The sequence below is a fragment of the Chryseobacterium hagamense genome, assembly GCF_007991455.1.
In the GTDB taxonomy this organism is placed as follows: Bacteria; Bacteroidota; Bacteroidia; order Flavobacteriales; family Weeksellaceae; genus Chryseobacterium; species Chryseobacterium hagamense.
Genome location: NZ_BJYJ01000039.1, coordinates 20,317 through 29,438 on the forward strand (window position 1 = coordinate 20,317; position 9,122 = coordinate 29,438).

Annotated in this window: 11 protein-coding genes and 1 tRNA gene; 6 read left to right on the plus strand and 6 right to left on the minus strand. The window is 41.0% G+C overall.

What is annotated here, in order from left to right; translation table 11 throughout:
* Positions 1-19 precede the first annotated feature (19 nt).
* The gene (locus CHA01nite_RS18745; RefSeq protein ID WP_146944231.1) at positions 20-760 is read left to right on the plus strand and encodes a helical backbone metal receptor; all 741 of its coding nucleotides are present in this window, start codon (positions 20-22) and stop codon (positions 758-760) included.
* A 643-nt stretch (positions 761-1,403) separates the two neighbouring features.
* Here the strand turns inward: CHA01nite_RS18745 and CHA01nite_RS18750 are convergent.
* Entirely contained in the window at positions 1,404-1,853 is a 450-nt protein-coding gene (locus CHA01nite_RS18750; RefSeq protein WP_146944233.1) for an XrtF-associated fRMsr-like GAF protein, read from the minus strand.
* A gap of 13 nt (positions 1,854-1,866) precedes the next feature.
* On the minus strand, positions 1,867-3,294 hold the full coding sequence (locus CHA01nite_RS18755; protein ID WP_146944235.1) for a TonB-dependent receptor: 1,428 nt from the start codon (positions 3,292-3,294) through the stop codon (positions 1,867-1,869).
* Positions 3,295-3,347: 53 nt separating this feature from the next.
* Between CHA01nite_RS18755 and CHA01nite_RS18760 the strand changes: the two genes are divergently transcribed.
* Both CHA01nite_RS18760 and CHA01nite_RS18765 read left to right on the plus strand, forming a co-directional pair.
* Positions 3,348-4,115, plus strand: coding sequence for an MBL fold metallo-hydrolase (locus CHA01nite_RS18760; RefSeq protein ID WP_146944237.1), 768 nt, complete (start codon positions 3,348-3,350; stop codon positions 4,113-4,115).
* 92 nt (positions 4,116-4,207) lie between these two features.
* Positions 4,208-4,287 (plus strand) — tRNA-Leu (locus tag CHA01nite_RS18765).
* Between the two features lie 131 nt (positions 4,288-4,418).
* On the opposite strand, the gene CHA01nite_RS18770 is transcribed toward CHA01nite_RS18765, so the two are convergent.
* Positions 4,419-4,649, minus strand: coding sequence for a hypothetical protein (locus CHA01nite_RS18770; RefSeq protein ID WP_146944239.1), 231 nt, complete (start codon positions 4,647-4,649; stop codon positions 4,419-4,421).
* A 69-nt stretch (positions 4,650-4,718) separates the two neighbouring features.
* Positions 4,719-4,955, minus strand: a complete 237-nt coding sequence (locus tag CHA01nite_RS18775; protein ID WP_146944241.1) for a hypothetical protein — start codon at positions 4,953-4,955, stop codon at positions 4,719-4,721.
* 161 nt (positions 4,956-5,116) lie between these two features.
* Here CHA01nite_RS18775 and CHA01nite_RS18780 point away from each other — a divergent pair, with 161 nt between their 5' ends.
* The 3 genes from CHA01nite_RS18780 (at position 5,117) to CHA01nite_RS18785 (ending at position 6,669) form a co-directional block, all read left to right on the plus strand.
* Positions 5,117-5,416, plus strand: coding sequence for a helix-turn-helix domain-containing protein (locus CHA01nite_RS18780; protein ID WP_146944243.1), 300 nt, complete (start codon positions 5,117-5,119; stop codon positions 5,414-5,416).
* Between the two features lie 314 nt (positions 5,417-5,730).
* Positions 5,731-5,859 carry a hypothetical protein gene (locus CHA01nite_RS20975; RefSeq protein WP_262712155.1) on the plus strand — a complete coding sequence of 43 codons (129 nt, stop codon included), beginning with the start codon at positions 5,731-5,733 and terminating at the stop codon, positions 5,857-5,859.
* A 312-nt stretch (positions 5,860-6,171) separates the two neighbouring features.
* Positions 6,172-6,669 carry a hypothetical protein gene (locus CHA01nite_RS18785; RefSeq protein ID WP_146944244.1) on the plus strand — a complete coding sequence of 166 codons (498 nt, stop codon included), beginning with the start codon at positions 6,172-6,174 and terminating at the stop codon, positions 6,667-6,669.
* 374 nt (positions 6,670-7,043) lie between these two features.
* Here the strand turns inward: CHA01nite_RS18785 and CHA01nite_RS18790 are convergent, their stop codons facing one another.
* Both CHA01nite_RS18790 and CHA01nite_RS18795 read right to left on the minus strand, forming a co-directional pair.
* A complete protein-coding gene (locus CHA01nite_RS18790; protein WP_146944246.1) occupies positions 7,044-8,342 on the minus strand; it encodes a cryptochrome/photolyase family protein in 1,299 nt (432 codons plus the stop codon).
* 5 nt (positions 8,343-8,347) lie between these two features.
* Complete coding sequence (locus CHA01nite_RS18795) at positions 8,348-8,809, minus strand: SRPBCC family protein (RefSeq protein ID WP_146944248.1); 462 nt, start codon at positions 8,807-8,809, stop codon at positions 8,348-8,350.
* Between the last annotated feature and the right edge of the window lie 313 nt (positions 8,810-9,122).

Genomic DNA, 9,122 nt, shown 5'->3' on the forward strand with positions numbered 1-9,122 from the left:
GTCCCCCTAAATTACCGTTATGAAAGTTGTTTCCCTTGTCCCCTCGATTACTGAGGCCCTTTTCGATTTAGGCCTTACGGAACATGAAGTTGCCGGAAGGACCAAGTTCTGCATTCATCCGGCAGGAAAAGTACGGCACATACCCGTAATCGGCGGAACAAAAAACATCCATCTCGATAGGATAAGAGCCCTTCAGCCGGACCTGATCCTGGCCAATAAGGAAGAAAACGTAAAAGAACAGGTGGAAGCGCTGATGGCTGATTTTAAAGTGATCGTAACAGACATTGAAACCGTTGAAGACAACGATGCCCTGCTCGAAGATCTTGGAAAACTCTTCCATAAAGAAGAATCGGCCCGGGAATTTAACCTGAAAATCCGTGAAGCTCTGAATCAGGCTGCTCTCAATTCAAAGCTGAAAGCCGCTTACCTGATCTGGAAAAACCCTTATATGACGGTCGGTTCCGATACCTTTATCGATAAAATCCTTTCCGAAATCGGTTTTGAAAATTTCTTTAAAGACCGGAAGCGTTATCCCGAAATCCAAGTTGAAGATTTAGCCGGTGCGGATGTAATTATGCTGTCTTCCGAACCGTTTCCTTTCAAAGAAAAACATGTCGAAGAGCTGAAAACCGTTTATCCTGATAAAACAATGCTGATCGTGGACGGGGAAGCTTTCTCCTGGTACGGAACACATATAGCAAAGTGCGGGGACTATTTTAAGGGACTGATCGATAAAGTGAATGCTGAGGTTATTAAATAATCGAGTGAATATTTAACTGTACCTTTTTAGCCTGAAGCCACGCGAACATCAGTAAAAATCTGCATTAAATAAAAAGGCGGAAAAAACCATTTTCGCAGCAATCCATCCGTGAATCTTTCATAGTATTCTGAATTCCCGACAAATGCCCTAGCCCGGATAGAAACGGTTACCCCACAGCAGGCGGAGGCCTTCGCGGCAGCGCGAGGAGTAAGAGTGGATAGCCGGATCAAGCTCCTTAAAAGCCTGAGGGCTGATGGGTTTAGTTTCAGTAAACAGCTCATAATCATATGGAAATGCGGCTTTGAGAGTCTCAGCCACCGAGGTTTCAAAGGCGTAAGCAACAATATAGATTTATCTTTTAAAAAATAAAATGAATCCGAAATTATTTATCTCATATTCAGCTGTTTAATTAAAAAAACTAAGATTAGTTTAGTCAGGATTTGAATAGAAATTTCTAACAGAATGATGAAAGGTTTGATTTAGTCATTAAGACCTTTGATCGTATTTCTGACGAGAGAAACTTCCTGCATCCAGCTTTCATCTTCCAGCCTGTAAATCCGGTTTTTCTTCGGGTTCACGGTAAAATAACAAAAAACTCCGGCTCAGTGGAGAGCCGGAGGGTATGTTTTTATGGAAAACGATGTTACAAAATTTTGGAAACCTCATTACAAAGCCATTCCAGCAGTTCGCGGTCTTCATCGGTAAACGGATCGATGGTATGGGAATCGATATCGATCTGGCCGATGTTCTGCCCATCCTTAAAGATCGGGACAACGATTTCCGCTTTGGTATCGATGGAGCAGCTCAGGTAATTGCTTTCTTCATGCACATCCGGCACCACGAAGGTTTCGTTGGAAACGGCTACCTGTCCGCAGATCCCTTTTCCGTACGGGATAATCGTATGATCGGTCGGAGCACCTACATAAGGTCCCAGCTTCAGCTCATCCTTATCACCGTTTTTAAAATAGAAACCGGTCCAGTTGAAATAAGATATTTCCTGATCCAGCAGGTGACACACTTTTTCCAGTTTTTCTTCGGTATTATGTTTAGGACTTTCAAGAATCGAGGAAAGCCTTTTTTTTAATTCTGACATTGTATATATTGTTTTAAGAGAATTGTTTCAGCGAAAGCTCTTCTTTGTAGCCGAACATCCCGCGTTCCTTTATCATTTCCGCAACGCCTTCCGGAAGCTGGTTTTCCCAGCCCTTGATGTTGCAGCCTATTTTCTTTAAAATATCTCTTGAATAAATTTCCAGGAACTCCGGATTGTAGCTGGTAATGTCTACAATACGTTCGTTGTGCTTGAAATATTTGTACAGTTCCTTCAGGTTCTCCTCCACCTTCAGGGTTGAAGAATCCAGCAACTCGTGGGTTTCCGGATCTTTGTAAGGATACAGGTATACCCTCAGTCCGTTTCTGAAAAATTTACCGAAAGCCTCCAGGATTCCCCCTGACAGGTTTTTGTAATATTTTTCGTCGAATACCATGAGCAGATTGTTTACGCCCATGGCCACTCCGATATTCCGGCTGGTGTAGGAAGCAAAATAATCGATCAGCCTGTAATATTCCGAATAATTGGAAATGATTACCGTATAGCCCAGTTTGCCCAGGACATCAACCCGGTCCAGGAAATCCCTTTCGTCGATATCGCCGTCTGCCCGGAGGTTGGAAATGGTAATTTCAATCAGCACTTCCGTATCATCGGGGCTGCACGCCGAATCTTTCAGGAACATCTCCATCCCGTTTTTCAGCATATCGATATTTACCTTGGTTACCGGACGGAAGCTTCCCCTAACGGCAAAAATGTTTTTCTTATATAAAATATCGGCAGGAAGCATGTTGTTGCCCTCCGAATTGAAGATGACGGCGTCCGTCATCCCATGCTTTACCAGCTGTAGGGACATCAGCCTGTTGTCTACATATTCAAAGGCGGGACCGCTGAAATCGATCATATCGATCTCGAGGTTGTCCTTTGCCACTTCATCGTAAAGGGATTCCACTAAATTTCTTGGGTTGTCATAATAATGGAAGGCCCCGAAAATAAGGTTTACCCCAAGATTCCCCAAGGTTTCCTGCTGCAGTGTGGCGTCGTTCTCCTTGAATTTGACGTGGATCACGATTTCGTTGTAATCTTCGTTTTCTTTCACCTGAAAACGGATGCCCACCCAGCCATGGCCTTTAACGGTCTTATCAAAATTAATGGTGGTCACGGTGTTGGCGTAGGAAAAAAACTTCCGGTTCGGATTGTTTTCCCTGGAAATCCTTTCTTCGATCAGAGCCACTTCATAACGAAGCATTTTCCGAAGCCGGTTTTGGGTAACATACCTGTTTTTTACCTCTTTTCCGTAGATGGCATCACTGAAATCTTTGTCGTAAGCCGACATGGCCTTGGCAATTGTACCGGAAGCTCCCCCTGCTCTAAAAAAATGCCGAACAGTCTCCTGCCCTGCTCCAATTTCTGCGAAAGTACCATAAATAGTAGGATCTAGATTAATTGTTAATGCTTTTTGTTTAGGAGTTAGTTTCTGATACATTAGGACATTAAATTTTTCGTAAATTTACCAAAATTAAACCAACCTCAAAAGAAATGAAGTTGAAATTTTTAGGAACGGGAACTTCGCAGGGCGTACCCGTGATCGGCTGCACCTGCGAGGTATGTACTTCGGAAAACCCGAAAGACAACCGCCTGCGGTCTTCCGTAATGGTGACCACCGATGAATACCGGAAAATCCTGATCGACTGCGGCCCCGATTTCCGGCAGCAGATGCTTACCCATAAAGAAAACCATATCGACGTCGCATTGCTTACCCATGAGCATAACGACCACGTGATCGGACTGGATGACATGCGTCCGCTGATCTTCAAGACGGGAAAAGATATGCCGTTGTACTGTTATTCCAGAGTCGGGAACGAAGTGAAAAAACGTTTTCCGTATGCCTTTGCCGACGAAAAATATCCCGGCGCCCCGGCATTTGAGCTGCATGAAATCGAAAACAAGCCTTTTACGGCAGCGGATACGGAAATCACACCGGTTGAAGTCGTCCATTTTAAAATTACGGCTTTCGGTTACCGGTTTAAGGACCTGGCGTACATTACCGATGCCGGTTTTATCTCGGACACTGAAAAGGAAAAGCTGAAAGATCTGGATGTCCTGATCATCAACTGCATCCGGAAGTTTGATCCGCACCCGGCCCATTTTATCCTTCCGGATGCCATTCACCTGTTTGAAGAGCTGAAGCCTAAAAAAATGTTTCTGACCCACCTCAGCCATCATTTCGGACTGCATGATGTTGAAGACAAACAACTTCCGCCCGGGATGCACCTTGCCTACGACGGTCTGGAGCTAAATTTTTAAAAAAATCATTTCAAAAAGCTTTGGAGTATTAAGAAAAGTTTCTATATTTGCACACCAATTTGAAACAAACATCACGTTTGAAGCAAACACCGGCCCAGGTGGCGGAATTGGTAGACGCGCTGGTCTCAAACACCAGTTCTTAGGAGTACCGGTTCGATCCCGGTCCTGGGTACAGAAAACCTCTGAAATCTTTTGATTTCGGAGGTTTTTGATTTTAATAGAAAATTTTTATACCAATCTAAACTTTGTTAGATTTAAAATTCCGGGAAATTAAATTCATAAAAATTTTATAAGTCTGTTTACTTAAATCAGATATTCTGTATTTTCAGATACTACCCTCTTTAATTTCTTTGCCAGATGAGGTTGCGGCAAAGACAGGACACTCAGAAAAGTTGTATCGGTGCGGTTTCCGTTTTTGTCAACTTTCAAAACAATGGATCTGCAGCACGGAGAGGCAAAGAAATAGTTTTCGTACCGTGTTCCGCAGGTGAAGCACTCTGTAATAATGACGTTCTTTTTTTCGAAATTTTCCATAGTTATTGTGTTGTTATGTTATTATAATACCGGTATACAGGATATCCGGCTGGGGTACAAAGGAACCGGTTACGGTTCATTCTCTACCTGTATCTTATTGAACAGGGAAACTTTGTACAGGGCATCGATCACCGGGGCATCGATCATGCGCCTGTTTTTTACCCGCCTGATGTAATCGGGATCTTTAGCCTTTTCCTTTAGAATGATATTGACGGAAGCAGTATAATGTGCAGGTGACCATCGATCGATAAAATCAAATTGATCATCGATTTTTTTCTGATGGTAGCGACGTATCGGTTTGCCCATACAAATAAATGAATTTTGTTTAACCTTTTTTCGTAATTTTGTGCTTGTCCATTGGGACAATTTTAAAAACAAATATACAACTATATATTTAAACAACAATAATTAATTAAAATTTTAACAATTAATTATTGTTTATTTTTAACACAAATAAGCTACTCAAAATGAAAATTTACGAAAAGATCCGTGAGTACAGCAAGGGAAAAGGTGAAACCATGAGAGAAATTGCCGAAAAATATGGGGTGACGCCACAGGCGATCCAGATGTATTTTTCAGGAAAAAATGCCATGCCGCTTAATTTTCTGGTCTGGTACGTCGAAGAACATCCCGATATCGATCTGTATGCCCTTTTCAGCAAGGAACACACCCAGATTGTCTCCGAACCGCGTGCTGAATATCATAAGAAATACAGGAAGCAGCATGTGATCGACCGGATTATTAATATCCTGGAAGAAGAGCTGTAAATATACTGCCCTGCTTTACCTTAAAGTCAGGAATAATTACCGGAAAAAGAGATGCAGCGTTTCTTTTCCGGTTTTTATTTTCATAGAGACAGATAAAGATTTTCGTTCTGGTTTGTTCATTGGCAAAAAGATACATTTGCCGTTTCTTTGATAAGGTGACGGATGATTTATTTGATAATCAACATTTTTTATTGTAATACTGACACAATGAACTTCCGGAATCCGGTATCCTTTTTTCCGCCTGTAAAACTGATTTGGATTTTACGTAATATTAAGTCCAGGTATTTTGAACTTGGTCCTGCTGCTATCTACTGGTGAACGAATGGCTGAAAGACTTAGCCTACTGCATTGATAACCGCCTTCAGGCGAATTACAACCTGATCAGCAGCAAAAATGAAGCGATCCGTAAAGCGGAACTTCTGCAAGTACTGCAATACGAATAATCACTGATTTCATCCGGACTCCGGATTCCTTTCTGCCTTTACTTTTGATCCCTGACGATTAATAAATGCTGCCTTCCATTACCGGTAGGAGGTTTTCCCATTTAGAAATTTTGAATTATTTTAAATAAGAGGGTATCCGTTTCCCGGGCAGCAAACAAATGTATTGAAAATCAATTATTTAAAATTTTAATCACAGGCCTTAAATCATCCTTTTATAAAATCCGGTTATAAAATTATTTTTATTGCTTTTCACAATTTATTTATATTCGCTCTTTTAAATTGTCTATTAATCTTGTCTTAAGAAATAATACTATGCCACTCAGCCAGCACAAACTGATTCCGATGACGGATTTCGTGATAGAATATTATTCTCATGAAGGGTATGCCGATCTGCAGACCCTGAAACTGATGAATAACTACGCGACGTTTCTGAAAAAGCCGCTGACTTTAGGAATGTTTGTTCCTGTGGATGAAAAGGGAAATATTCTGAAGGAGCCCAGAAACTATGTTTCCTGGAAATCGCTGAAGCATAATCAGAAAACTTCTGCAGGAAGTGCAGAAATTACTGTGTTTGAAGAATACAAAGTGTATCAGAAAGCTGAAAAGAAGTGTCTTTTCGAAGGATTTAAAATTGCCTACAACGGCTATTCGGTCGTTAGAATTGTTGCGGAATATGATGAATCGGTGGAGTTGTCATTTAATAAAAACGATAAAACCTTCCAGAATTTCAGGCATATCGAATCGCTTACCTATTTTAATGACATATTTCTTAATGAAACTGCACTAAAGAAAATCGGTATCCGAAAATAATTACCGAATAAAATGATCTTCGTTGATCAGAGAAATGAACTCCGACATATTTTTATTTGAGCTTGAAAGAATAGAAAGTTTTTTGACGACTTTTTTAATTACCGGTAAATTAAGAATTTGTTTTGCCATAACAGATGTTTTAAATTAAATGATTTTTAAGACTCCTGAAATTCTTATGGTCGTTTCCATCTTAAGTCTCTTGTTCTGAATAAACAAAGTCCGTACCCCTTTTTAAAACGCAGCAACAATTAACATAAATAAATTATTCTTCAGTAATCCTATTTTTATTGAAACGCTTTGCACAAGCCTTTAAAAGACAAATTCCCGCGGATTGCTGGGAATCTCCGGGAATTTAAAATTTTAAGAATGAAGGCTTATCCTTTTACGGCCTTACCATAAACTTCCAGGGCTCTCTTCCGGGCAGAAACATGTTCAACAACCGGTTCGGTTTTCAGATCTTCTTCACTCAGCCATGTATTGATATATTCCTGATCCTTATCGAATTTTTTGGTCTGTTCGGAAGGATTGAAAACCCTGAAATAGGGTGCCGCATCACAGCCGCAACCTGCCGCCCACTGCCAATTCCCGTTGTTGGAAGACAGTTCGTAATCCAGAAGTTTTCCGGCAAAATAAGCTTCACCCCAACGCCAGTCGATCAGCAGATGTTTGGTAAGAAAGCTTGCAACGACCATCCGCACGCGGTTGTGCATAAAACCAACTTCATTCAGCTGCCGCATTCCTGCATCAACGATCGGATATCCGGTCTTGCCTTCGCACCAGATTTTGAATTCCTTCTCATCATTGCGCCATTGGATGTTCTCATATTTATCTTTGAAAGGATGGTTGACCACTTTGGGAAAATGGTAGAGAATCTGCATAAAAAATTCCCTCCATATCAGTTCATTCAGCCAGGTCTCATTGTTCTTCAGGGCATACTGTACACATTTACGGATAGAGATGGTCCCGAAGCGGAGAGCCACGCCCAGGTGGGTCGTATGATCCATTCCCGGATAGTCCCTGTATTTGCCGTAATCTTCAATAATCGATTTTTTCAGAGCCGGTTTTTCATCCTTAATGTCCGTTTTTTCGAATCCTATATCCTTTAATTCAGGAAATTTGGGCGCCGGATAGGCCAGGAAATTAGTAAAGTCAGTTCTGTAGGTTTTGATCTTATGGGTCTTCAGAACTTCTTTCCATCTTTTGGAATACGGTGTGTAGACCGTATAGGGCTTACCATCCTTTTTGGTGACTTCATTCTTATGGAAAATCACCTGGTCTTTAAAGGATTTCAGCTCAATGTTTTGCTTTTTAAGGAATTCGGCGATCTCCTCATCACGCTGTATGGCTCCCGGCTCATAGTCTTCATTGCAGAAAACGGTACCGATATCAAAATCTTTGGTCAGCTTCTTAAATGCTTCTACCGGTTTTCCCTTAAAAGTAGTTATTCCGCTTTTGTGCTTCTTCAGCTCTTCATCCATACCCTTCAATGCACGGTGGAAATAATCGACCCTCTTGTCGGATTTATCTTCCAGCTTATCCAGAATACCGGTATCATAAATAAAAACAGGCAGCACCTTTGATCCGGAATTCAAAGCTTCGGAAAGCCCACAGTTGTCATCCAGTCTGAAGTCCCTCCGGAACCAGAAGATGTTTACTTTTTCTTTTTCAGGCATCGGGTTTATTTTTGATTGAACATTTTTTCCAGAATTCCGTACCGGTAATCGAAAATCCCCTCTACTTTTTTCTTCACCATGACGCTGTGGGCAATTTCTCCCAGGAAGCCCATCGGCAGTTCATAATCCACCGTGTCTTTCATCAACACTCCATTCTCATTTTCAATAAATTCATGGAAATGGTGCCACAGCTTGTAAGGCCCTTTTTTCTGAAAATCCGTGAAGCTCTTCCGGTCGTCTACATGAATGATTTCCGTCTGCCACCTCATTTTGATCCCGAATAAAGGCGATACAAAATAATCAATGATCATCCCTTCATAAATTTCATCGTTTTCAAATTTTGTCAGCACGATGAAATTCATTTCTTTCGGGGTTATTTTTGAAAGATTATTGGCAGAGGAGAAGAATTTCCAGGCGGTCTCAATATTACAATTAAGCTGCTGTTCACGGTAAAGTCGGTGTTTCATGTATTCCAAATTTTTATCGGATGGGGTCATACAAAAATCAGACTAAACGTGGTAGGGAATCCGAAAGCTGTAAATAATCATCCTAATTTACTTCGCCTGACGGACTACATTGGAAATGGATGGCTTTTTATTTTGTAGGGAAGATCAATGAACACAGAGCGCACTAAGTTTTCGGACCTGCTTACTGTTTTAAGTTTCACAGAGCCATTTCACTTAACCAAGCAAACAAAGATTTTAACTTTAAGTTTGAATTCAAAAAAATCTGTGTGAGATTTTATTAAACCGTTTTGAACACAGAGCGCACTGAGTTTTT

Coding starts and splice junctions, on each gene's coding strand:
- CHA01nite_RS18745 (WP_146944231.1), top strand. CDS start 20: ATGAAAGTTGTTTCCCTTGTCCCCTCGATTACTGAGGCCCTTTTCGAT.
- CHA01nite_RS18750 (WP_146944233.1), bottom strand. CDS start 1,853: ATGTCAGAATTAAAAAAAAGGCTTTCCTCGATTCTTGAAAGTCCTAAA.
- CHA01nite_RS18755 (WP_146944235.1), bottom strand. CDS start 3,294: ATGTATCAGAAACTAACTCCTAAACAAAAAGCATTAACAATTAATCTA.
- CHA01nite_RS18760 (WP_146944237.1), top strand. CDS start 3,348: ATGAAGTTGAAATTTTTAGGAACGGGAACTTCGCAGGGCGTACCCGTG.
- CHA01nite_RS18770 (WP_146944239.1), bottom strand. CDS start 4,649: ATGGAAAATTTCGAAAAAAAGAACGTCATTATTACAGAGTGCTTCACC.
- CHA01nite_RS18775 (WP_146944241.1), bottom strand. CDS start 4,955: ATGGGCAAACCGATACGTCGCTACCATCAGAAAAAAATCGATGATCAA.
- CHA01nite_RS18780 (WP_146944243.1), top strand. CDS start 5,117: ATGAAAATTTACGAAAAGATCCGTGAGTACAGCAAGGGAAAAGGTGAA.
- CHA01nite_RS18785 (WP_146944244.1), top strand. CDS start 6,172: ATGCCACTCAGCCAGCACAAACTGATTCCGATGACGGATTTCGTGATA.
- CHA01nite_RS18790 (WP_146944246.1), bottom strand. CDS start 8,342: ATGCCTGAAAAAGAAAAAGTAAACATCTTCTGGTTCCGGAGGGACTTC.
- CHA01nite_RS18795 (WP_146944248.1), bottom strand. CDS start 8,809: ATGAAACACCGACTTTACCGTGAACAGCAGCTTAATTGTAATATTGAG.